This is a genomic window from Paenibacillus sp. FSL L8-0644, assembly GCF_038008165.1.
In the GTDB taxonomy this organism is placed as follows: Bacteria; Bacillota; Bacilli; order Paenibacillales; family Paenibacillaceae; genus Paenibacillus; species Paenibacillus polymyxa_D.
The window spans coordinates 2,043,128-2,065,693 of the sequence record NZ_JBBOYN010000001.1 but is presented as its reverse complement, the minus strand read 5'-3'; the positions used below and the strand labels follow the sequence as shown (position 1 = coordinate 2,065,693).

General features: G+C 46.3%; 22 protein-coding genes. 7 read left to right on the top strand and 15 right to left on the bottom strand.

All coding sequences use genetic code 11. The features are described from left to right. Window positions 1-70 precede the first annotated feature (70 nt). Window positions 71-1,177, top strand: coding sequence for a YkvI family membrane protein (locus NSS94_RS09455; RefSeq protein ID WP_165147779.1), 1,107 nt, complete (start codon window positions 71-73; stop codon window positions 1,175-1,177). On the opposite strand, the gene NSS94_RS09450 is transcribed toward NSS94_RS09455, so the two are convergent. Continuing rightward, window positions 1,174-2,298 (bottom strand): glycosyltransferase family 4 protein, encoded by a 1,125-nt coding sequence (locus tag NSS94_RS09450; protein ID WP_029516727.1) that lies wholly within the window; start codon window positions 2,296-2,298, stop codon window positions 1,174-1,176. The genes NSS94_RS09455 and NSS94_RS09450 overlap by 4 nt on opposite strands. A 205-nt stretch (window positions 2,299-2,503) precedes the next feature. Here NSS94_RS09450 and NSS94_RS09445 point away from each other — a divergent pair, with 205 nt between their 5' ends. Then, a complete protein-coding gene (locus tag NSS94_RS09445) occupies window positions 2,504-3,685 on the top strand; it encodes a GGDEF domain-containing protein (RefSeq protein ID WP_341039203.1) in 1,182 nt (393 codons plus the stop codon). Window positions 3,686-3,810: 125 nt separating this feature from the next. On the opposite strand, the gene NSS94_RS09440 is transcribed toward NSS94_RS09445, so the two are convergent. Then, on the bottom strand, window positions 3,811-4,596 hold the full coding sequence (locus NSS94_RS09440; RefSeq protein ID WP_341039202.1) for a pseudouridine synthase: 786 nt from the start codon (window positions 4,594-4,596) through the stop codon (window positions 3,811-3,813). Next, on the bottom strand, window positions 4,593-6,257 hold the full coding sequence (locus tag NSS94_RS09435; protein WP_341039201.1) for an RsmB/NOP family class I SAM-dependent RNA methyltransferase: 1,665 nt from the start codon (window positions 6,255-6,257) through the stop codon (window positions 4,593-4,595). Before NSS94_RS09435 ends, NSS94_RS09440 begins: the two co-directional genes overlap by 4 nt. A 163-nt stretch (window positions 6,258-6,420) precedes the next feature. Between NSS94_RS09435 and NSS94_RS09430 the strand changes: the two genes are divergently transcribed. Beyond that, complete coding sequence (locus NSS94_RS09430; RefSeq protein ID WP_039270024.1) at window positions 6,421-6,948, top strand: thioredoxin family protein; 528 nt, start codon at window positions 6,421-6,423, stop codon at window positions 6,946-6,948. 85 nt (window positions 6,949-7,033) lie between these two features. Here the strand turns inward: NSS94_RS09430 and NSS94_RS09425 are convergent, their stop codons facing one another. From NSS94_RS09425 to NSS94_RS09415, 3 genes are read right to left on the bottom strand one after another with little or no spacing between them, the layout of a single operon-like run. After that, entirely contained in the window at window positions 7,034-7,603 is a 570-nt protein-coding gene (locus tag NSS94_RS09425; RefSeq protein ID WP_341039200.1) for a DUF309 domain-containing protein, read from the bottom strand. Continuing rightward, window positions 7,604-8,416, bottom strand: a complete 813-nt coding sequence (locus tag NSS94_RS09420) for a GTP pyrophosphokinase (RefSeq protein ID WP_023988035.1) — start codon at window positions 8,414-8,416, stop codon at window positions 7,604-7,606. Between the two features lie 34 nt (window positions 8,417-8,450). Next, the gene (locus tag NSS94_RS09415) at window positions 8,451-9,545 is read right to left on the bottom strand and encodes a quinone-dependent dihydroorotate dehydrogenase (RefSeq protein WP_029516721.1); all 1,095 of its coding nucleotides are present in this window, start codon (window positions 9,543-9,545) and stop codon (window positions 8,451-8,453) included. Between the two features lie 218 nt (window positions 9,546-9,763). Between NSS94_RS09415 and NSS94_RS09410 the strand changes: the two genes are divergently transcribed. Continuing rightward, complete coding sequence (locus NSS94_RS09410; RefSeq protein WP_023988033.1) at window positions 9,764-9,910, top strand: hypothetical protein; 147 nt, start codon at window positions 9,764-9,766, stop codon at window positions 9,908-9,910. A 27-nt stretch (window positions 9,911-9,937) separates the two neighbouring features. Here NSS94_RS09410 and NSS94_RS09405 read toward each other — a convergent pair whose 3' ends face one another. From NSS94_RS09405 to NSS94_RS09395, 3 genes are all read right to left on the bottom strand, one after another. Next, window positions 9,938-11,362 (bottom strand): L,D-transpeptidase, encoded by a 1,425-nt coding sequence (locus tag NSS94_RS09405; RefSeq protein WP_341039199.1) that lies wholly within the window; start codon window positions 11,360-11,362, stop codon window positions 9,938-9,940. A gap of 266 nt (window positions 11,363-11,628) precedes the next feature. After that, window positions 11,629-11,871: a ferredoxin gene (locus tag NSS94_RS09400; RefSeq protein ID WP_013309730.1), complete on the bottom strand. Its 243-nt coding sequence runs from the start codon at window positions 11,869-11,871 to the stop codon at window positions 11,629-11,631. Between the two features lie 158 nt (window positions 11,872-12,029). Further along, a complete protein-coding gene (locus tag NSS94_RS09395) occupies window positions 12,030-13,310 on the bottom strand; it encodes a DNA polymerase IV (RefSeq protein ID WP_029516719.1) in 1,281 nt (426 codons plus the stop codon). Between the two features lie 292 nt (window positions 13,311-13,602). Between NSS94_RS09395 and cimA the strand changes: the two genes are divergently transcribed. Continuing rightward, complete coding sequence (cimA, locus tag NSS94_RS09390) at window positions 13,603-15,219, top strand: citramalate synthase (RefSeq protein WP_341039198.1); 1,617 nt, start codon at window positions 13,603-13,605, stop codon at window positions 15,217-15,219. A gap of 39 nt (window positions 15,220-15,258) precedes the next feature. On the opposite strand, the gene NSS94_RS09385 is transcribed toward cimA, so the two are convergent. From NSS94_RS09385 to NSS94_RS09370, 4 genes are all read right to left on the bottom strand, one after another. Continuing rightward, window positions 15,259-15,903: a TlpA family protein disulfide reductase gene (locus NSS94_RS09385; protein WP_029516717.1), complete on the bottom strand. Its 645-nt coding sequence runs from the start codon at window positions 15,901-15,903 to the stop codon at window positions 15,259-15,261. 171 nt (window positions 15,904-16,074) lie between these two features. Further along, complete coding sequence (locus NSS94_RS09380) at window positions 16,075-16,812, bottom strand: exonuclease domain-containing protein (RefSeq protein ID WP_029516716.1); 738 nt, start codon at window positions 16,810-16,812, stop codon at window positions 16,075-16,077. Then, the gene (locus tag NSS94_RS09375) at window positions 16,809-17,891 is read right to left on the bottom strand and encodes a DUF294 nucleotidyltransferase-like domain-containing protein (RefSeq protein ID WP_029516715.1); all 1,083 of its coding nucleotides are present in this window, start codon (window positions 17,889-17,891) and stop codon (window positions 16,809-16,811) included. The genes NSS94_RS09380 and NSS94_RS09375 overlap by 4 nt, the downstream gene beginning before the upstream one ends. Before the next feature lie 48 nt (window positions 17,892-17,939). Continuing rightward, on the bottom strand, window positions 17,940-19,343 hold the full coding sequence (locus NSS94_RS09370) for an ammonium transporter (protein WP_029516714.1): 1,404 nt from the start codon (window positions 19,341-19,343) through the stop codon (window positions 17,940-17,942). Window positions 19,344-19,637: 294 nt separating this feature from the next. Between NSS94_RS09370 and NSS94_RS09365 the strand changes: the two genes are divergently transcribed. Next, window positions 19,638-20,069 (top strand): MerR family transcriptional regulator, encoded by a 432-nt coding sequence (locus NSS94_RS09365; RefSeq protein WP_049816952.1) that lies wholly within the window; start codon window positions 19,638-19,640, stop codon window positions 20,067-20,069. A 42-nt stretch (window positions 20,070-20,111) separates the two neighbouring features. After that, window positions 20,112-20,783 (top strand): zinc metallopeptidase, encoded by a 672-nt coding sequence (locus NSS94_RS09360; protein WP_023988023.1) that lies wholly within the window; start codon window positions 20,112-20,114, stop codon window positions 20,781-20,783. An 87-nt stretch (window positions 20,784-20,870) separates the two neighbouring features. On the opposite strand, the gene NSS94_RS09355 is transcribed toward NSS94_RS09360, so the two are convergent. Beyond that, on the bottom strand, window positions 20,871-21,809 hold the full coding sequence (locus NSS94_RS09355) for a LysR family transcriptional regulator (protein WP_340955079.1): 939 nt from the start codon (window positions 21,807-21,809) through the stop codon (window positions 20,871-20,873). 97 nt (window positions 21,810-21,906) lie between these two features. Further along, window positions 21,907-22,530: a rhomboid family intramembrane serine protease gene (locus tag NSS94_RS09350; protein WP_165147797.1), complete on the bottom strand. Its 624-nt coding sequence runs from the start codon at window positions 22,528-22,530 to the stop codon at window positions 21,907-21,909. Window positions 22,531-22,566 lie beyond the last annotated feature (36 nt).

Genomic DNA, 22,566 nt, shown 5'->3' with positions numbered 1-22,566 from the left:
TTTCAGTTGAACATAGTTTGTATTATATGCTCGCTGCAGCGTTATTCAAGCAGGCAAGGAGGGACTGGGGATGAAACGTAATATTCATGTTTTTCAGATTGCTTTTACATACATCGGCACAATCGTCGGTGCCGGATTTGCTACCGGACAAGAAATTCTGCAATTTTTTACGCAGTACGGTCGTTGGGCTACTCTCACTATTATGCTGTCCACAATCATATTTGTATGGTTGGGTACGAAAATGATGCTGATCGCTCATGATATTTCAGCCAAATCTTACGAGGACCTGAACAAACATCTTTTTGGCGCCAATGCCGGGAAATGGATTAGCTGGTTCACGCTCATCGTGCTGATTGGCGTAAACAGCGTCATGTTGGCAGGAGCCGGCTCTGTTTTTGTAGAGCACCTTCACCTGCATTACCAAACCGGACTGCTTATTACACTGATTGGTACTTATTTGCTGCTAAGTAAAGGCATTAAAGCAATCTTACACATGAACACCGTGGTTGTCCCTCTGATGATCATCATGTCTCTTCTGCTCGTTCACAGCACGCTCTCCATGCCCAATCCTCAGAGTTTTATTACGAATACGACAGATCACAGTACATTTCGAACCTTGCTCTCTCCACTGCTGTACACGTCCTTCAACCTAACTATGGCCCAAGCCGTGCTTGTACCACTTGGCAGCCAAACCTTTTCCCGAAGAACCATCCGCTGGGGCGGAGTTTTGGGCGGAGTTGGTGTCGGGTTTATGCTGATGGCTGCACACTTTGCCATGTCAGCACATATGCCGGGTATTCAGCAATTTGAAATCCCTATGGGAAGCATTGCTTATCGTCTGGGTGCCTTCGTCGAAATCATATACATTCTACTCATTTTCATGGAAATCTTCAGTACCTTTGTGGCCGACATTTACGGAGTCAGTCTGCAAATTCGTCAACATGTCCAAATTTCGCCCAAGCTCATCACACTATTCATTATGCTCACCTGTTTTTTAATCAGTCAGTTCGGCTTTAGCTCACTGTTATCTGTTCTTTATCCTATTTTCGGGATGCTCAGTCTGATGTGGGTTAGTAAACTGATCATGGCAGGACGCGGGAGACCTTTCCGTTCCTCACGTCCTCACTCCAGCCTTCGGCATTCTGATCCCAAATCAGGTGATACTCGTCATGGTTAGTGTGGAAATTTCAAATACATTTTCTTCAACTCGTTAACCGCTCGACTCAAAGAATAGCTTGATTTAGCCTTATCGCAGGCAGATCTAGCCAACTCATAACGATAGGCAGGATCAGCGATGACCTTTTCTAATGCGTCTGCTAGTGCCTTCGGATGGTCGGGTGGCACGAGCAGACCATTGACCCCATCCTCAATCTGTTCCGGTATTCCTCCCACTTCTGTGCCTACCAATGCCAGACAACTCAACGCTGCTTCCGCAAATACCGAACCAAAGGCCTCCGCTCGAGAAGGCAAAACAAATACATCAAAGAAAGGCATAAACTCTTCTGGATGAAGGGTATATCCATAAAAAATCGTCTCATGGTATATATCAAGCTCTCGCGCCATCTCTTCCAGCTCAGGGCGAACCGGGCCATCTCCAATAATATGAAGCACAAATTCCATATTTCTTTTTTTAAGTTCAGCACAGGCCCGCAATAAAATATCCAATCCTTTCGCCGGAACAAGGCGGCAAACGGTTATGAGCTGTGTCACTTCATTTTCGTGTGGAATGGGCTTGAAGCGCTTCTCATCATATCCATTCGGAATGACTGCAATGTCTTGCGGATTCTGAACGTAAGGAGTTAAATAATGCTGAAAAGAATGAGATACCGCTATCAGGCGATCCGCCTTCTGCTCCATTTCCCCGTACAGTGATACCAAGAATTGGTGTTCAGGCCCGTTCTCCTCTATTTTCCCGTTTAGGATTAACTCCTTCTCATAGGAAGAGTGAATCGTCTGTACAAGCGGAATGTCAGGAAAAACAGTTTTCATGGCGATTCCGGCAATCGGATGATGAGCATGAATGAGGTCATAGGGCTTCTGAATACGAAGCCGGGTCCACCACAAATAGTCACGGTACGTCTGAATATATTTTTGAACGATTGGATATTGTTCATATCTCGTCCAGTCAAAGGTATCAAAAATTACTTCGTCCCTACCCTTGTTACGAATCCGTTTAGGGATTGAAAATAGCTCCATTTCCCAACGGGGGGATGTAAATCGCTCTTGCAGATATGGAATCATGGATGAAACACCTCCCGGTTGCTCGGGTGGGAAAAAGAGAGCCTGTAGCAATTTCATGACGTGCTTCCCCTTTCAAGCATTAAACTGCCCGGACCACAGATGTATGTATAGGTTTCCGGATTTTCTGAAAGATGATATATTGAGAATAAATGTTAGTCACAAAAGAAAATTATAACATTTTAAATGGGATAAATCCTGTCTATTGTATCGGAACGATATCAACCGTTCAATAGATTGACTATTTTTGCAAATGGAGTCGGTGATGTTGACGTTGTTGTCCTTATCGGGAACCTTGGGTCCCCCATCTCTGGCCGAGGCCGTAAGTGCAGCCTGCGGTTTGTATATTATACTCATGATGGCACTGATGTGCGTGATCATATATAGCAGACAACGAAAAAAAGCCTATATCCTTTTTTCAGTTGCCGCTATTATTATTATGACATATGAAGCCATGAATCTCTATTCAGCAGGCGGAGGCAAGATGCAACTCCAAGGAATCGTGTGGAAAAATGTACTGGAGGCGTCTGCCTTCGTACTCATCAATGCCGCCGTATTTCAACTATACCGGAAGCTGAAACGTGTGCAGACATGGACCTTGCTACTGCTGGGTGCGTTATTGATATTGCCGGTTACTGCCTGGACAGCAGGTTTGTTGCCCGCTTGGATCAGCGCAGCGAAACTGGTTGGGTTCACTCTATTTTATCGAGTACTGGTGCTTATACTGAGCCTTGTGTTTATCACCCCACGAATCGGACAGCCAAAGAAGTATGTAGCGGGCTTATTCATGTATTTGCTCTGGCTCGGCTATTTGTGGCTGGGAAATGACATCCCTGAAGAAGCTGGCAGGTCAAACACAGTCCTATATATGTCATTTTTACCATTGCTGTACTACACTACGTTATTCCTCATCCTGTTTGAACGGATTGTGGAGCTGCTCCAAAGGATTTACCGTTCTTCCATCACCGATGGTCTGACCGGGCTATATAACCGTAAATATTTTTCAGGACGACTACGGCGATATATGGATCAAGGAATCCGCGTGTCGGTCATTTTTTGCGATATTGACAATTTCAAAAAGTTGAATGATACGCAGGGCCATGCTCGTGCGGATGAAGTACTCAAACAGGTGGCACAGATTATGGAGGATGAACTGGATGAAATCGGACTGACCGGACGATACGGTGGCGAGGAACTGGTCGCAATGGTTGTGGATCGACGTGCCAAGGTTGGACATGTCGCAGAACGTATCCGCGAGCGGGTCGCGGAGGAAAGCATTGTCACAATCAGTGTCGGACACAGTACAGTGAAGAAGGAAATGAACCCGGATGAACTGGTCAAACAGGCCGATCAAGCGATGTACATATCCAAAACTACAGGTAAAAACAAGGTTACAGCTTATAAAGCAGCCGAAGTGAAAAAAAGTCGGGCAGCACGCGCACAATAAATTGTAAACTGCGATTCGTTGTTAAAAGTTGAGTTTGAATAATTCTCTGTCTGGTTGTCTATACCCTAAAATGACGCACAGGAATCTTATAAGAGCCTGTGCGTCATTTAAATTTAATCTGCCCATCAAACTTCTGACGTTGTAGATGCTATATCCCGGCCGATCCATGCCAGTTCTTCACTAGTCAGCTCTCGATAGCTGCCCAGTGGAAGCTGTTCATCCAGCTTCAATGGTCCCATGGCCGTTCTTTTCAAATAGGTCACCTTTTTACCAACCGCCTCGAACATACGCTTCACTTGATGAAATTTACCCTCATGGATGACAAGCGAAATATAGGAAATGACTTCTTCATCATCTGCCTGGTACGGATGTTCGTGGCGAAGAATGGTCAACTGCGCGGGAAGGGTAACATACCCATCATCCAGTTCCACTCCTGCTGTAAATTGATGAATATCCTCCTCCGTGACATGACCCGACACGGTAGCTTCATACGTTTTAGGGACATGCCGCCGTGGAGAAAGTAGTTCGTGCGCTAGCTTACCGTCGTTGGTCAATAACAATAGTCCTTCTGTATCTTTATCTAAACGTCCTACTGGAAAAGGCTCAAAATGTCGTTCCTCCGCACTCAGTAAATCCAGTACCGTCCGCTCCCTTGTATCTTCAGTTGCAGAGATGACACCCGGTGGCTTGTGCAGCATGATATAAATATACTCCCGAAAAATAACACGTTCCCCGTTCACTTCAATCTGATCCTGGTATGGATGAACCTGTAAGCCGCTATCCTTGGTGGTCTTCCCGTTTACCGTGATTATCCCTTGCTTCACCTGTCGCTTGATATCACTACGGGTGCCATATCCCATATGGGTTAAAACTTTATCCAAACGTTGCGTTTGTCTCCCTTTTCCACTCATACCGATGTCCACCTCCAGCCTGTAGGGTATTCATTTTTGAGCATGCCATCCTGCCATTTGCCCCACCCAGCCGAATAACCATCAATGCACACGAGAGTATGGCCTTTGGGCTGGACTTCGTTCCGCAGTGCCATTCTCTCAACGGGGATGGACAAGGTCTCCCCTTTCAAATACCGGATGGCCTCAGCATCTGAACTGGAGAGATTGATGCTTCTAACCGCCTCTGAAGAGCGTAATGCCACCGCCAGCGGGTGTGAAGGCACAAAGCGACCATTCTTGTCAGTACCCATAAACCAGCCTGGTCGCACCACTTTAAGGCCGTCCAAACGATGTGATGCCAGTGGCGACTGATAAATGCGATCTCCATAAACCACCGTATAGCCTGTAAAAGACACTTCCAGCTGCTCCTTCACAAATTGGTGATAGGATTCCAGCACATCCTGTGGGGAGCGTACAGCGGATTTTACATTCTCTTTGCCAGATCGGGACTTAATGCCACCCAAGCCGCGCGCGGACTTTCCTTTACCGGATTTCCCGTCCATTCCTCTTCCACTTCGTTTAGGCTCACCAGTTCCATGTCTTCCTTGACGGCTTGGCGTCTGCGCTTCCCTGACGGACAAAAACGGCTTCTTCCGTGGATACGCTGCATCTATGTTCAATGCCCTAACATCTTTGTCCTCAAATGGAGTCAAATCCTCCGATTCAGTGTGATCTTCTATCGCAGCGGCATGCCCCCCCTGATGCTGCAATACAGCGATAAAATGGCCTTCTCCCTCTACGAGATGCGGCCAAAGGCGTGCTGTTCCCCGCAGCTCGGGGTATGCTGACGCGACCTCTTCACTCATCCATTCCGGGTGGCCTGGTGCAAAGCCTGCTTCTGATGAAACAGGGACTACGTCAAAATCGGGGTGAGCCTCCAGAAATTCTGCGATCATTCCTTCATTTTCTTCTGGCGCAAAGGTGCAGGTCGAATAGACAATTCTCCCTCCTGCGCTCAGCATTGAGGCCGCTACACGCAAAATGTCCCGTTGCATGACTACACATTTATCTACCGAATGCGTTTCCCATTGTTTTGCCATGTCCTCATCCTTGCGGAACATACCTTCTCCCGAGCAAGGTGCATCAATTAGTATCTTGTCAAAAAAATGTGGAAAGGCATCGGCGATTCGATCCGGGCTTTCATTCAGTACCACGGCATTACGCACACCGTACAATTCCACATTTTTAGCCAACGCTTTGGTTCGGTCCGCGCTAATATCATTTGTCACCAATACGCCGCTTCCTTGTAATTTAGCAGCTATTTGGGTTGATTTCCCGCCCGGTGCAGCACATAAGTCCAATACAGCTTCGTCCTGAGCTACATTGAGCAGCTCAACCGGAGACATTGCACTCGGTTCCTGTACATAGTACAGCCCCGCATGGTAGTAAGGGTGTAATCCCGGCTTTGTACCGTGCGGAATATAAAAACCCGTGGCACACCACGGAATCGGCCGCAGTTCGAACGGAGAACGTTTCTTAAAGTCCTCTACCGGAATTTTTAATGTATTGACGCGAATCCCGGCATGGGGCGTGTGGTCATAGGCAGTCATAAATGCTTCAAATTCTTCGCCGAGCAATTGCTCCATGCGCTTTACAAATGCTGTGGGGAGCTGTACACCCATAATCGTAATCATCCTGTCCTTTTAAAATAAATTTTATTGTACCATATTCAACCTGTTATCCCGCAATATCCGTGTGATTTACAAACTTTCACTACAAGATGTAATGTTGTATAATAATAAGATTCATAGCTGCATATTTTGAATTTTGATAGGAGAGATTGCATTGAACGCACAAAAATCCAACAAAAAAAAGCTTATACCTGTCATCGGCTTTTTTGTTGTGCTGGTCATTTTGATTGGTGTGCTGCTCGCTTTAAATTCAGGCACTAAAAACAAGCTGTATGGCGTTTCCACAGCCTCGTTAAATCCTGCTACTCAAGAGCTGCTGAATGACCCGAACTATCAGCAAATTATTAAGCCGGAAGATTTACAGAGCAAAATTGACAAAAAGGAAAACTTTTTCGTCTATCATTTCGCCTCCGACTGTGTGCATTGCCGCGCCACTACTCCCAAGCTCTTGCCTTTGAGCAAGCAGGAGAACATCACGATGCACGAATTTAACCTGCGTGAGTATGAGGATGGCTGGGACAAGTATAAGATTGAGTATACCCCTACGCTCATTTATTACGAAAAAGGCGTGGAAAAGGAACGTATGGTAGGCGGGTTGAAGGAAAATCCTTCGGACAATGGATACACACTCGACGATTTCAAAGCCTTCTTTGAGAAATATAAAAAGAACGTAACCTCCTAGGCAAACCTTCACACACCTGAAAACGATAAAGCAGCCCGATCCTCATGAAACGGATCGGGCTGCTTGCTTATCATGCGCTTCAAACTCAAGGTGCATCCTTCGTTTCCGCTGAGACAGAACCTGAGCCGCCAGCGGCCTGTCTTCGCCTAATAGAAGCTTCCAGCGCCTGCTGACGCTGCTCATGCTTTTCCCCACGCCGAGGACCTCTTTGCTGCGGAATGTTGACCGGAATAGACGACGATGCCTTCTCCACGGCCCGGCGCAACCCGGGCTCGACGATTTCAATCGTCATATCCCGATAAACCGGCGGTTCTTGCTGAAGCTCTTCCGTGCCGGTCATAACAGCTTCAGCAAGCTGACGAGCGCAAATGCTCGCCTCTTCCACCAGCTTCACCATATTAATGCCCAGCGCCTGCGAAGGAGCATGCTCCAACCGGTGGACCGCACTATCCAGCATCATATGTCCACCACGATAGTTACCATTCCGAAAATGATACAGCCCTACAGCAACTTGCAGCAAACCTTTATATACAGGGTCACGGTCCAGCTTAAGCCACAGCTCTTCCAGTACCTCATGACATTCAAAGTAATCCCGATCCCGATTGAAGTATACCAAATAAGTCACGTACAGCGGTTCGTAGGAAAGGTGTGCCATTTAATACTCATCCCTGTCTTCTTCCTTGGTAGAGGCTTCTAGCATCTCCTTGACCTCATCGTGAAGCAGCTTGATTCCTTCCATGTCGTGCCGTTCCCACAGTTCATTGAATCTGCGCTGCGCATCAATCGTTTCACTGATCTTATGGTAGAAATACAGCCGATGCATGCCTGTTAGCACTTTGGAAACGATATTGGCTTCATCCTCGAATTTTTTCTGCGCTTCCAATATTTCAAGACGCATGGAAGACATCTCATTATCCAATACAAAGGCTGCCTCAGCTGCCTTTTTCAACCGTGTACGCATATTATCAGGCAAGCTTTCACGATACTTATAGCTAAGAGAATGCTCTATGGTTGCCCAAAAATTCATAGCCAAAGTACGAATTTGAATTTCTGCCAGCACGATTTTCAGCCCGACTGCTGTCTGAACCGGATACTCCACAATCATATGAAAGCTGCGATAGCCACTGTCTTTATAATTGGTGATATAGTCCTTTTCATACAGTACGGTCAAATCCTTACGTCTTCTGATATATTCGGCCACCCGCCGAATATCCTCTACAAATTGACACATAATGCGAATACCTGCAATATCCTCGATTCCCGTCTCCAGCTGATCAGAAGGAACCTGTAATCTCTTCGCCTTATCGAGGATGCTTGATATTTTTTTAACCCGTCCGGTTACGAATTCGATAGGAGCGTATTCCTCGCGCTTTTTCAGCTCCGCACGCATTGTTTTGAACTTGACCTTAAGCTCTTCCACCGCCTGATCGTATGGCAGTAAAAATGTTCCCCAGTCTCTTCCGTCCATCCCCGTACCTCCTGTCTCTTCCGACAACACTTTTTTATCTGTGATCTGCACCAACAGCCTCGGTAATGTGTCTAAAGCCGTCCTTTCGAAGCAGCTCACGCAGGCCAGCATGTATAGCTCTATTTACTTCCGGCCCTTCGTAGATCAATGCTGTATAAATTTCAATCAGACTTGCGCCTGCTTTAATTTTGTCATAGGCATCACGGCTCGTGAATATACCGCCTGATCCGATAATAGGAAGCTTACCTTCCGTCTGGCGATACACCCGTCCGATGACCTCTGTGGAACGGTCACGCAGCGGCTTACCACTCAGCCCTCCTGTTTCACTCGCATTTCGGTGCGTTAAACCAGCTCTGGATATCGTTGTATTGGTCGCAATAATGCCGTCTACTCCACTGGCAGCAATCGCATCTGTCATATATTCCAATTCCTCATCCGATACATCTGGCGCAATTTTAACCAGTACAGACTTGGCATTGCCATACTTTTTCGCCTGGACTCCCATCTCTGCCCGAACCGCTTCCAATAACGACTTCAGTTCATCACCATGCTGGAGCTTTCGTAAATCCGGCGTATTCGGCGAGCTAATATTCACTACAAAGAAGTCCGCATACGGATACAGTGCGGAAATACACTTTTCATAGTCCTTATGAGCATCCTCATTGGGCGTGATTTTATTTTTGCCGATATTAACTGCGACCGGAACAGGTCGATGTTTGAGTGCAGCCAGACGCTTGGCCATGCTCTCAGCACCCAGATTGTTAAAGCCCATCCGATTGACTAATGCCTCATCGGGAGGCAGTCGGAACAAACGTGGCCGATCGTTACCGGGCTGTCCCACAGGTGTCACCGTTCCCACTTCCATAAATCCAAACCCGATGGAAGAAAAACCAGTAACCGCTTCTGCATTTTTATCCAGTCCTGCAGCCAGTCCAATCGGGTTGGGAAAATGAATGCCAAACAGATCAACGGCAAGATCCTCCGTTTCCTTGACTCCGTACATTCCTCGCAGTGTCGCTGCTCCACCAGGAAGTGAGCCCGCATGTTTTAAACCGTCAATGACTACATGATGGGCCGTCTCTGGACTCATTTTAAAAAAAACAGGTTTCGCAATCCTTCGATACAACACGATTCATCCACTCCGTTCTATGCCCTTGCACAATCCTAAAAAAACATCTCTACAAAATAGTTTAGCTTTTTCCATACCAAAAAGAAAGTAATTTGCGAGGTCCAACATCAGAACAATTCAGTTGTCATGGAGATGTCATTGAAAATGTATAATCAAACCATTTACAATGGACATAGTAAGACAAGACCTTAGCTCGTTAGAAAAGAGGGATTGCTGATATGAAGACCAAGCGCAAGCCGCCCAGTCTGCAAAAGAAAAAGGATGAGGTGAACAAGAAAGCGATTGTATGGACCGCCGTCAGCTTTGTTCTCCTCATCATTGTAATTATTCTGGTCATTGTTTTAGCACAAGCAGGAAATCGTTAAACACCAAGTAGCAATAGCATCAAAATTTTAATTTAGCCAGTGATAGGTTTTGCGGGGATTCGTCTGGTCATGCTGCGGCTCACTTGTAAATCGAGAACCAGGCACAAGCACTTGATCAGGCAATCCCCCGTTACCAATGACTACCTCCGTACCCGAAGGTACGAGTGCAAACAATTCCTCCACATCCTCTTTACCCATTCGGACGCAACCCAAAGACTCATTTTTGCCAATGCTGTCCGGCTCGTTCGTGCCATGAATGGCATAATTCGTTGCAGACAGTTGCATTCCACGGCTGCCAAACTCACCGTTGGATTTGCCGTTCGGATTTACTACTTTATCGGTAATCACAAATTTCCCTTCTGGTGTTCTTTCTCCACCCAAACCGATAGGATAATTACGAATAAGTACATTGCCACTTACCAGGGCAAGCCTATGCTTGGATTTGTCCACCACAATTCGCAGCGGTTGCCCCAAAAAAGGCCGTCCGTGCAATGACGATGCCAGTAATGGACTGGTTCCGGCCGACGAGTCAGCGTCTAAATCTACTGCCTTCCCTGTTCCCTTTCCTGGTGAAGCAAGTAAATTACGCATAGGTGTAAAAGCCTTCTTCATCCCGTCTGTCGTACCATACATCGTGTTAGCGGGAAAGTCTCGAGTCAGTTCATCAAGACTCTGGGGAAGACGTTGATGCTGTGAGCGAAAAGCACGCATGGAGCTATTCAGCACAGCTAATTCCTCCTGTCCAGCAGCCCATTTTAGACCTGCTTTGCGAAGATTTTCACTGTCTGACGGCTTACAAGCACACGCAGCTGCGTCGTAAGACTGAACAGCTAATCCGCCGTTTCCTTTGTTCTGTACACTAAGTAATGGTTTCATGCCCTCTCTCCAGAGCAGCCACGAGCCCCCTTGCTCCATGCCCATTACCGTAGTCTTGGATGGCAGTCGGCTAGTCTTAGCCAACATATCAGTAAGCCCCGTTCCAGCTTCACTCCCTTTTCGAGCTTGAGCCGTAAACACACCACCAACCACACCGATCTGGGCCATCTCCTTCGGATCAGCAGTGGCCACTTTCGTAACTTCAATATTATCAATTGCTGCCTGCTCAGTTCCGGATGGATCAATTGTATTCTCATTTGAAGGTCTCGGTGAATTAGCTGAAGGAACCCATATGAGCAGTAGTACCATTAACGCAGTTAACAGGTGACGTGTTCGAGCCGTTCTTCGCTCCTTCTCCTTGGACATCTGAACCAGTTTATCCTGATATTCCATCCATACGTCTGCCGGAATCTGTTTATGCTCGAAGGCTTCGAACACTTCTCCTGCGCGATTAAAGCAATAATTTGCTTTGCCCTCCTGACCGCTGCTCTCATACTCTTTGCCGAGTAAATACCAGGCCATTTTATTATCAGGGTGTTTTTTCACATACGATTTAAGATGAGGCGAATGGTTCATCGGATCCTCCTGATCGTGTAATCTTGCATACTTCCTATTATGTATATCGGCAAAAATAGACTTGATGGACAGCACATAGGAAAAACGTCTATCGGCGTACTTTCACAGAAGCCAGACCGCGCTTGCAGAAGTTTTTCTTGCGGTTATAGAATGGTTCAGCTCCGCTGAACCATTCTATAACCTAAAAAAACAGCACCGACAGCTTACTTTCACCGTTATACGGCGAAGGGAGCTGTCGGTGCTGTGCCTATCAAAGAAGCCTACGCTTAACCTTCTTTATTGAACGGCTCGTCTGCTACTTTAATGGAATCCGTAGGGCAACCATCACAAGCATCCTGCATATCATCAAACAGATCTTCTGAGATCGCCTTGATGCCTTGGTTTGCATCCCCTTCAAAGATCACTTCAGCCAAACCTTCATCATCATAATCATAAATGTCTGGTGCTGTAGCGCCACAGGCTCCGCAAGCAATGCATGTATCTTTTTCTACCCAAGTGTATTTAGCCATAACTTTTCTCTTCCTCCTATACAATCAAACAAACCAGCTTTTGCATTCTATTCACATATTAATACAAACCCAATATTATTACAAATTATTTTCCTTTATCCTTCATGTAAAAAATGCTTATAACGTAAGCTTCTGCTTGCACTAATCTATCCAAAAGTTCACTCCGGAGTTGGTAGATTGTCTTTTTGCAGCGAAGTTCCGCGCAACTTGGAGTTGCGAAGAAGTACCGAAGGATCATCTCCCAGCATCCCAGCGGTCAAAATTGCATTTTCGCCAAACTTGTCGCGAAGTGCATCCATCGTCTTCAATAAGCTTTCTTTCTTGGGCTGATCCTGGTATTCAAATAGATCCATTTGAACGGCCGCTTCCTCCTTTGGAATAAGCTGCTGTAGCGTAATCCCCAGCAAGCGCACAGGCTTATCTTCTCCCCAATGGCGACGATATAACGCACAAGCTTCCTTATATATATCCTCTGCACTTTCCGTAGGAGTGCTCCTGACTTGAGAACGCGTAAAGGTCTTCATATCCGGCGTCCGAATCGTCAATTGTATACCTCCTGCCAGCATACCGTGTCGTCGAAGCCGCCGGGCTACCTGATCACTAATGTTAAGAAGTACCCGTTGGGCTTCTTCCAGTTTGACCACATCCATAGGTAAGGTGGTCGTGTGGCCGATAGACTTGTTTGGCTCCCGCTCAGTGCTGACTGGAGAATGATTAATCCCGTTAGCAGCCAATTTTAACCACGAACCCGTCACACCAAATACCCCAACCAGCATATGTTCATCAGCCTTAGCCAGTTGCCCAATGGTGCGAATGTTCATTTGTAGAAGCTTATCTGCCGTTTTGCGGCCCACACCAAACAATTGACCACAAGGTAGGTTCCACAAAATGTTGGGTACATCACGCAAACGTAGAACAGAAATCCCGCGCGGTTTTTTCAGATCGGAGGCCATTTTGGCCAGCAACTTGTTGGGAGCAACTCCAATGGAACAGGGCAGGCCTAGTTCGTCTTCTACTCTGCGCTGGATTTCCTCAGCAATTTCCATAGGTGTTCCAAACTGTTTGGATCCAGAAATATCCAGATAACACTCATCAATTGAAGTTGCTTCCAGCATAGGCGTATACGAATATGCAATGCTCATAAACGCTTTGGAATAACGACGATACAAGTGAAAATCAGGCTGTATTACGATGAGCTGTGGACAGATCCGACGAGCCTGCTGAACGACCATTCCTGTTGAAATGCCCAATCGTCGGGCTTCATAAGAGCAGGTTACAATTACACCTTTGCGCAACTCACTACTGCCTGCCACCGCGGTAGGTAGTCCCTCATATTTCTCCGGCTCCTCCGCGGCATGAACGGAACAATAAAATGCGTTCATATCCACATGCAGAATAACTCGCCCGCCAACCGGATAATAAGCACTGACATCTTTCATGCTCAACCCTTCTTTTAACTGTAAATTCACCCGTCATCGCGGGAATATGTGTTTTGATTTTACACTTGAGATACCCTTAAGTACCATTTCTATTTTACATAAAAAATAAAGGTTTTGCGGCTAAAAATGATAATTATATATTACAATTGAAGTCATAAGTTGATATAATCGACTAACATACGAACACGACAAACTAACGCTTTCCTGTTTTTAAGCGTTAAACAACTAAATTAATGTGCTTAAAAAAGCAGAGCATCACCAATCTGAGCAATCCGCAAAGGAGGAGTCCCTCATGTCCACCGCTATTTCTATCTTTGACACAACGCTGCGAGACGGCACTCAAGGAGAAGGAATTAGCTTGTCTGCTGATGACAAATTGAAAATCGCCAAAAAACTCGATGATCTCGGTGTTCATTATATTGAAGGCGGGATTCCCGGAAGCAACAGCAAGGATATCGAATTTTTCAAACGGGTACAAGAGCTAGGCCTTCAGGCAAAGATTGTCGCCTTCGGCAGCACGCGCCGCAAAGATAGCATCGCAGCACAGGATGTCAATCTACAACGAATTCTGGAATCCGGCGCTCAGGCTGCTACACTTGTCGGTAAATCTTGGGATTTTCATGTATACACAGCCCTACAGACGACACTGGAGGAAAATCTGTCTATGATTTACGACTCCATCGCCTTTTTAAAGCAAGGGGGCATGGAGGTTATTTTTGATGCTGAACATTTTTTTGACGGATATAAAAACAATCCCGAGTATGCAATGGCCGTTATGAAAAAAGCAGAAGAAGCAGGCGCGGATTGGCTCGTGATGTGCGATACAAACGGCGGTACCCTACCGCATGAGATTCAGGAAATTGTCACTATGCTGCAGAGCCAAATAACGAGGTCGCAGTTGGGTATTCATACACACAATGACTGCGAATTGGCTGTAGCGAACTCTTTAAGTGCTGTACAAGCAGGCGCAAGGCAGGTTCAGGGTACCATCAACGGCTACGGTGAACGGTGTGGTAACGCTAACCTATGCTCCGTCATTCCTAATTTGCAGCTCAAGCTGGGTTACGACTGTCTAGATACCGAGAAGTTAAGTCAACTCCACAATACAGCCCGCTTTGTGAGTGAAGTCGCCAACGTCAATATGCCTGTGAACCAGCCTTATGTTGGCAATGCAGCTTTTGCCCATAAGGGGGGCATTCATGTGTCAGCCATTCTGCGCGACTCGCGAACTTATGAGCACATCGCTCCTGAACTTGTGGGGAACAAGCAGCGGGTCTTGGTCTCCGAACTGGCCGGGCAAAGCAACGTGGTATCCAAAGCGCAAGAGCTGGGCATCACCCTTGACCCATCCAGTGATGAGGCACGTGGCGTAATTAGCCGCATCAAGGAACTGGAGCATCAGGGATACCAGTTTGAAGGCGCGGACGCTTCGCTGGAACTGCTCATTCGTGAAGCAGGTGGTGAAGTGAAGGAAATGTTCTCTTTTGAATCCTTCAAAGTGCTGGTAGAGAAAACAGCCGGCCGCCCGGTCGTATCCGAGGCATTCTTGAAACTGAATGTCGCAGGGACGAGTGTCTATACTGCAGCTGAAGGCAACGGTCCTGTCAACGCGCTCGATAACGCACTCCGCAAGGCTCTTTCTCAATATTTCCCTGCTTTGCGGGACATGCATTTGGCCGACTACAAGGTACGTGTGCTTGACGAAAAGGATGCCACCGCCGCCAAGGTACGTGTGCTCATTGAGTCTAAAAATTACGAGGACGTCTGGAGTAACGTAGGCGTATCCGAAAATGTAATTGAAGCCAGCTGGGAAGCTCTCTTGGACAGCTTCCGTTACGCATTGTTGGAAGCACCAACTCCAACAAACGATCAGTCAGAGCTTACTCATCATGGATTAGTTAATCATTAATCAGTTGCTCGCATGAGCTTATAAGGTGCCTTTGGCGGTCTACTCGGCTCCCAAAGACACCTTCTTTTTTTGAAGAGTTTCTATTTTGCGTTCCAACTCCTGCTCACTGAGCATGCCGATGATGATTTCGCTGACCTGTCCATGAGGATCAACCATTACATGAGTTGGAAAAGCCACCCCTCCAACTCGTTCAAACAATGCTCCTTGCTCATCAAGTAAAATGGGAAACTGGAGATCCAAAGAGCGGGAAAACTTCTGTACATCCTCCAATCGATCATAACGAGTTACATTGATACCATACACATCTACATCATCTTTGTACTTACTATACAACTCATTCAGCATAGGCGCTTCTAATCGGCACGGATCGCACCATGAAGCCCAAAAGCTAATAACCAAAGCTTTATTGCGCGGGGCCCCTACATCGTAGGTCTTGCCGTTTAACCCCTTTAAAATCATAGAAGGAAGCCGTTGACCAGGCTTTAGCTTTTTCAATACCTCTACCGCATGTGTTTCAGCCTCTACCTCTTTCTTAGCTTCAAGTTTTTCTCTACCATTCCCCTCTTTTAAGGGTGCATTTTTCATGGACAGGGTTGCTGCATAAGTTGTGTTTGCAATAACTCCCCATGAAGCCCCAACCACAACCAGTATAACCATCGCTCTGATGAAAAGAATTTTTTTCACAGTCTTATCACCTGTCTTTCGTCTAAATGACCCTTACCTTCTCCATAGGATGCCCATACTGTCCCCACCTCTAACCTTCTAAATCTGAATAGGACGCAAAAAAACAGCAAACCCACGAAATCGCGAACTTGCTGTTTTGATGTGTATATGAATGCTATGCCTTGTACTGAATCAGGCATGACTTAAATGCGCGTAGACATCTGCCAAATTGGTCACATTACGCTTCAACATTTCCTGAACATAAGCAACCCACAGCTTAGCCGTCATTTTCGCATCCTCTAACGCATGGTGCCGCCCTTCAATCGGAATGGATTGATAGGTCAACAATTCATCCAAACTGTAGGTTTGATGTTGCTGTGGCTCAAGCCATTTGGCAAGCATCATCGTATCCAGAACACGATGAGTCAATTGAACTTTAGATGTTTTCCATAACGCAGCATTCAAAAAGGCCTTATCATGAGCGCTAGCATGTGCTACAAGTACTCGCCCACCTACAAAGGACATAAAGTCGTGCAGTCCATTCATAAGTGGTGGAGCTTCATCCGTCATTTCCCGGGTAATCCCAGTTAGTTCGGTAATGTACTCAGGAATCACAGTCCGTGGATTAACAAGCGTATAAAACTGCTCTTTTTCCATAATCATGTCCCCGACAACCCGAATCGCCCCGAACGATAAAATCTCATCTCCATGCTGTGCTGAAAATCCCGTTGTCTCCAGATCAAAAACTACCGTCTCCAAACGATCCAGCGGGGTCCGCAATACTTCAGAACGCCGTTGCTCCCGGGTTAAGGAGCGAATAAACGCCATCTGTTGAGCCGTAGGAGCCCCCATTACAGATGCGATCGCAGACGGCACTCCTCCTCTGCGGAGAGCGCTCCAGAAGCCACTTCCCTGCGCTGGTTCCTTCATGACCTTCTCCCTTCCATAAATCGCAACTGCCTTTGCAACGCACGATGCAACCGTCGTACCGTCGAAAGCGCCTCGCGCAACTCATGCCAGCCTTTACCTTGTTTCAGCGGCTTTACAGCCAGGTAGCCATTGCTGACCAGCAATCCATCATTCTCCTTCACTGGTGTAGCCATTCGTAGCTGAAGCGCAATCCGAAAGGCACGCTCGCAAGCATCGAGTAAAGGCAACGGTGCCGCTTCCAGTGATGCGAGACGACTGAGCCTTTTGAAGGTGGAGGTTTCCTCTACACCATGTTGCAACGCCAAAAAACGGACTGCGTTCACCAGCGGAATGTACAACCCGTATTTCACATCAAAATCGCCCGCATGCTCACCGAAGCGCTCGGTAACAACCTGACCTAAAATGTTAAGTGTCGCTTTATGCCTCACCGTGTTCCTAAGTACCGCCGAGGGTAAATCAGGATGTATTCGGAACAACTCATAAAAACTTCGTTTCCAGTTTGCAGATAGTCGTTCATCTCCAGCGATATGCCTCATATCAGACGAGATAATCAGATAACGGATCGGCTCCCAAGCAAAATCGTCCGACCATTTTGTTAGCTGTTTTTGCCATTCAGATAATGTTTGACGCCACAACGGCTCCGAGCACATTACTTTCCCCTCACATTTGGGATATCCCAAATACTCTAACATCGCAGACACTTTGCGACCAAACTCTCTAAAATATAATTCTTTGTCGGCAGATATCGTGTCACTGATAATCATACCGTTATCCTGGTCACTCCACAGCGTTGATTCCGAGCGCCCCATGCTTCCGAAGGCTATAAATGCGTAAGGGACGGGAGGAGGGCCGAAGCCATCCTCAACCATCCCTTTTTCGCACATTTGTACAGCTCTGGCCGCGATGCGGTCATGCATTTCATTCGCCGTTTGTAACCAGTCTGATAACGGAGCGGAGGCTTGAGAAGCCAGCAACCATTTTTGAGAGTCGACCCTGGCCCGCCTTAGCGATTCAGGTGTATCTGCATGATCAATCGCTTCGGCGGAACTCACCCAAGGGGCCATATTTTGCAGTTCCATACTTCCATCTCCTCCGCTCATCCATACTGGTTCTTTATATTTTACATATTAGTTCACAATTCCAGAACGCTTTTCAGCCTCAGCAACCAACTTCATTTGCTCAGGATAGCCGTACGTACCGTGTTCACTGATATCCAATCCCATTGTTTCTTCCTCTTCTGTAACGCGAATACCCATAATCGCTTTCATCGCACCCAGAATAATGAAGGAAATGACAAACACGAAAGCCAAAGTGCCAATCAGTCCAAGCAGCTGTACTCCTAATTGGGTAAATCCACCACCATAGAACAGACCCGCTTGACCTACACCAGTTATTTTTACAAGCTCAGGAGTAGCGAAGAACCCTGTGGACACTGCGCCCCACATCCCTGCAACACCGTGCACGGAGAAAGCATATACCGGGTCGTCTACTCTTGCACGCTCGAACCATTGCGCTGTGAAGAAAGTAACGATCCCTGCAACTGCACCAATGACCAATGCCGCCCAAGGTGCTACAAAGGCACAAGAACCAGTAATAGCAACCAAAGCCGCCAGCACACCGTTTAGCATAGCAGGAATATCTGCTTTTCCATATACCATCCAGGATACGAGCAAAGCGAAAACCCCACCTGCCGCAGCAGCAATATTGGTAGTCAAGGCCACATATCCAAAGAATCCGTCGTTCATAGCTGATACAGCACTACCCGGGTTAAACCCAAACCAACCAAACCAGAGAATAATAACACCCAAGATAGAGTACACCTGGTTATGACCAGGGATAATGTTCGGCTTGCCATCTTTATTAAACTTGCCCAGACGCGGTTTGAGCAGCAGGGTAGCGACGAGTGCTGCCGTAGCGCCTGTCAAATGGACTACCGTCGAACCGGCATAATCCTGCATCCCCAACTTACCAAGCCATCCACCGCCCCACACCCAGTGAGCTACAACCGGATAGATCACGATGGAGAACAAAATACCGAAAATAATGTATACACTTAATTTTGCACGCTCTGCCATCCCTCCACATGCGATAGAAAGTGATACCGCAGCGAAAGCAAAGTGGAACAAAAACATAATTGTAATCGGAACATCCAAACCTGAGAGAGCATCAAACGATGCAGCCGCATCCGTACCACTCATGAAGAAACCCGTCAGTCCCATAAATCCGTTTCCGCCATCATTACCAAAGCCGAATCCAAATCCAAGTGCCCAGAAGGACAAAGCCGCAACACCCGTGGTGAGAATCGTTTTACCAGCGACATGACCCGCATTCTTCATTCGAGTCGAGCCTGCCTCCAGCAATGCAAATCCCGCTTGCATAAAAAATACAAGTATAAATGCCAAGAACGTAAAGGCCGTGTTTAGCCCGGCTTGAAGTTGAATATTTGTCGGACCGTCAGCAGCAAACGCACCTACCGGAAAAGCTAATACTGTCAGCATGGCCAATAATACAACTAACCACTTTTTTCTCATGAAGCCCACTCCCTCGAATGTTAAGTTTCTTTACATTTCATGAAATTCTTATTGTCATTATAATCAGAATACATGAAAGTTGACAAGATTTTATTTATTATGTTAAAAAAATATGGTTTCAAACACTCCATGTCATATTTACTAACTATAAAAGTAGCTTGTTTCTGTTCAAAAAAAGCATAACGTTTGACTGTATGGTTGGGAATCATGTAAAATATTCTTTATAAATACTCCGTTTGCAAATGCTAATATTGAAGGTTGAACGAAGAGCGCGAGGTGAAGACAGATGGGGATATGAAGCTGTATCGAATTGGTGAGCTAGCCAAGACGGCTGGTGTCAGCGAACGAACTATTGATTATTACACAAAGCTTGGTTTGATCACACCTGAAGAACGATCATTGAAAAATTATCGGCTCTATAATGATGAAACCTTAAACAGGCTTGAACGTATTAACCAAATGAAACAAGAGAAGTATAGCCTAGAGGAAATCAGACAGACACTGATTAAATGGAACTCGGTTGCGGGGGAAGAGCACGTCACTGACAAACTAACGAGTCTGGAGATGCACATGCAGCGTCTAGAACGTGAAGTCAATGAACTACAACCTCTCTTGGGGCAGCTCAAGCCCGTTCAAGCGCGCAAGTTGCTTACTGGTCTACTACCACAAAGCGCCGCTTGTATCGAAGCTCTGAAGTATCTGCTGGAGCATAGTTCTATGATGTAGATACCCGGGCTAGTATGATGAACAATATTGGAGGGTTGCTTTATGATGGGTATGTATATATTGATTATTCTTGCGTTCGGATTATCCTTATGGGCGCAATTCCGTGTAAAAGGTACTTTTAATAAATGGTCTGATGTCCCAAATGAAAATGGGTTGACCGGTTATGATGCAGCTCGGCATATGCTAGATCGCAATGGTTTGCATGATGTGCCTATTGAACCAGTACCTGGTGCGTTATCTGACCATTATGATCCAATGCAAAGAGTCGTACGGCTGTCCGAGCCCGTTTATTATGAAAAATCCATTTCCGCAGTTGCCGTAGCTTGTCACGAGGTTGGTCATGCCATTCAGCATAAAGAGCATTACCCCATGCTGGCACTCCGTCACCGGATCTTTCCAATCGTAAACTTCGCTTCCGGGATTGCACCGTTTCTGCTGATTGCCGGTTTCTTATTCAGCTACACGAACCTGATTGGCTTGGGTATTATCTTTTTCTCGGCTACTGTTGCTTTTCAATTAATTACATTACCGGTTGAATTTAATGCTTCCAACCGGGCCCGAGAAATTATGGTTTCCGAAGGGTTTATCCGTAGTGATGAAGAACGGGGTATAGCCAAAGTATTAAATGCTGCTGCATTAACTTATGTGGCTGCAGCTCTTGTCTCCTTGTTGGAACTAATCCGCTTAATCGGTATCTTTAACAGCCGGGATTAATTGCTTGTGTTGCAAAAAAGGTTGTTCCTCTACCAAGTTAACGGTAGGGAACAACCTTTTTCTTTATCTAAAACCAATCAGCTATACTCACTGTCCTAAATCCGCTTTTGCACTTCCACTCGGAGTAGCAACACTACCTTTAAGGCCAAAATATTGCAACAAAAAAGTCCGGAATGACTTTGCAACTAATGGTAGCTTGTCATCTTTGCGATGAATCAAGCCTATAGTTCTAGTGACTTCTGGATCAACAATTGACACTCTTGCAGGTTGAAGCGGGTTGGTCTGAAACAACGCCATTTCAGGCAAAAGGCTAACGCCCATACCAGCCGCAACTAATCCGCGTATCGTATCTGTCTCTTCACCTTCAAAAGCAATATCTGGGGTAAATCCTGCCTCCAGACAAGCCTGCCAGACAATCGGGCGTAACGAATATCCATCTCTGAACAGAATAAATTTTTCTCCTTTAAGCTGACTCAGCGTGATATGTTTGGCCGTAGCTAAAGGATGATTGGGCGGGAGAACAGCAAACAACTCCTCGGTCAGCACCACATCCCCCTCCACATGATCATGACGATCCGGAAAAGGAGATACAAAAGCCAAGTCCACCTCACCCGCTAACACATCACGAATTAAACTCGGATACATCCCCTGTTTAAATCTAAATTTAACATTGGGATACCGCTTTCGGAATTCAGCCACTACCGTAGGAATAAGATGAATCCCCAAACTGTGCGGAAAACCGATGCGGATTTCGCCCCCCTCAGGATCCAAAAACTCATGAACCTCCAAAACAGCTCGCTCCAGATCTTTTATTATCGTCTCAACCCGTTTGCAAAATAGCTGTCCCACTGGCGTAAGCTGCAAATTGCGACCCTTTTGCATAAAAAGATTAACTCCCAGCTCCTCTTCAAGCTGATGAATTTGCCGACTTACCGCAGATTGCGCCACATGTAGCTCCTCGGCTGCCTGAGTGACATGTTCTTTCTGCGCTACCTTCATGAAGTATTGCAACTGTCGTAATTCCACTCCGATATTCGCTCCAATCTGTTTTTCAACATCCGGAAGAAGACGTCAATCGAACATCATCCTCTTTCTTCCCTGCTAACTTACGGTAAAACTGTCTTTAGTGGCGTTTGCGCTGGCCAGTCAATCTAATTAATAATCCATACATGAAAAATCCACTGAGTAATCCCCCAAAGTGAGCGGTCCAATTAATGTTCGCTACAGCAAAAGAAAACAGAATGCCAAACCCAAGCAGCGTGTACAGCGTTTTGCGCGAAGCATCATCCATCAAGGAACGTTGGAACAAGGCAACGTACAGAAACGCCCCATAGATGCCATAAATCGCTCCTGAGGCTCCTACAGAGACTGTCGTTTCCGCCACCATGTTGTAATGGGCAATGGACAGTATGTTCCCTACAATACCCGTGATCAGATACAATAGCACATAGCGGAAGGACCCCAGCAAACGCTCCAGCGGAGGAGCGAAGACGAGTATGGCAAAGGAATTGAACAGAAGATGATCAAACCCTGCATGTAAAAACATGGCTGATACATATCGCCACAGTTGATCGGTGAATGGCGCCTCATTAATCAAAGCTCCATATCGGATCAGCGTCAAACTATTTTCCGATCCACCCTGTACGGTGAGTACAATAAACATCACAATATTGATGAGCAAAATCAGACAGGTTACTGGGTAAAACCGCAAATAACTTTTCCAGTTCTCATAACGTAAAAAAATCAAGGCAATCCTTCCTTCATGGGTGTCTCCACCTTATTC

What these genes read in the sequence shown, in the direction of transcription:
- NSS94_RS09455 (WP_165147779.1), top strand. Translation starts at nt 71, where the DNA reads ATGAAACGTAATATTCATGTTTTTCAGATTGCTTTTACATACATCGGC.
- NSS94_RS09450 (WP_029516727.1), bottom strand. Translation starts at nt 2,298, where the DNA reads ATGAAATTGCTACAGGCTCTCTTTTTCCCACCCGAGCAACCGGGAGGT.
- NSS94_RS09405 (WP_341039199.1), bottom strand. Translation starts at nt 11,362, where the DNA reads ATGAACCATTCGCCTCATCTTAAATCGTATGTGAAAAAACACCCTGAT.
- cimA (WP_341039198.1), top strand. Translation starts at nt 13,603, where the DNA reads ATGTCCACCGCTATTTCTATCTTTGACACAACGCTGCGAGACGGCACT.
- NSS94_RS09380 (WP_029516716.1), bottom strand. Translation starts at nt 16,812, where the DNA reads ATGAAGGAACCAGCGCAGGGAAGTGGCTTCTGGAGCGCTCTCCGCAGA.
- NSS94_RS09435 (WP_341039201.1), bottom strand. Translation starts at nt 6,257, where the DNA reads ATGGGTGTACAGCTCCCCACAGCATTTGTAAAGCGCATGGAGCAATTG.
- NSS94_RS09425 (WP_341039200.1), bottom strand. Translation starts at nt 7,603, where the DNA reads ATGGCACACCTTTCCTACGAACCGCTGTACGTGACTTATTTGGTATAC.
- NSS94_RS09375 (WP_029516715.1), bottom strand. Translation starts at nt 17,891, where the DNA reads ATGGAACTGCAAAATATGGCCCCTTGGGTGAGTTCCGCCGAAGCGATT.
- NSS94_RS09395 (WP_029516719.1), bottom strand. Translation starts at nt 13,310, where the DNA reads ATGAAAGATGTCAGTGCTTATTATCCGGTTGGCGGGCGAGTTATTCTG.
- NSS94_RS09370 (WP_029516714.1), bottom strand. Translation starts at nt 19,343, where the DNA reads ATGAGAAAAAAGTGGTTAGTTGTATTATTGGCCATGCTGACAGTATTA.
- NSS94_RS09445 (WP_341039203.1), top strand. Translation starts at nt 2,504, where the DNA reads ATGTTGACGTTGTTGTCCTTATCGGGAACCTTGGGTCCCCCATCTCTG.
- NSS94_RS09440 (WP_341039202.1), bottom strand. Translation starts at nt 4,596, where the DNA reads ATGAGTGGAAAAGGGAGACAAACGCAACGTTTGGATAAAGTTTTAACC.
- NSS94_RS09410 (WP_023988033.1), top strand. Translation starts at nt 9,764, where the DNA reads ATGAAGACCAAGCGCAAGCCGCCCAGTCTGCAAAAGAAAAAGGATGAG.
- NSS94_RS09365 (WP_049816952.1), top strand. Translation starts at nt 19,638, where the DNA reads ATGAAGCTGTATCGAATTGGTGAGCTAGCCAAGACGGCTGGTGTCAGC.
- NSS94_RS09360 (WP_023988023.1), top strand. Translation starts at nt 20,112, where the DNA reads ATGATGGGTATGTATATATTGATTATTCTTGCGTTCGGATTATCCTTA.
- NSS94_RS09400 (WP_013309730.1), bottom strand. Translation starts at nt 11,871, where the DNA reads ATGGCTAAATACACTTGGGTAGAAAAAGATACATGCATTGCTTGCGGA.
- NSS94_RS09420 (WP_023988035.1), bottom strand. Translation starts at nt 8,416, where the DNA reads ATGGACGGAAGAGACTGGGGAACATTTTTACTGCCATACGATCAGGCG.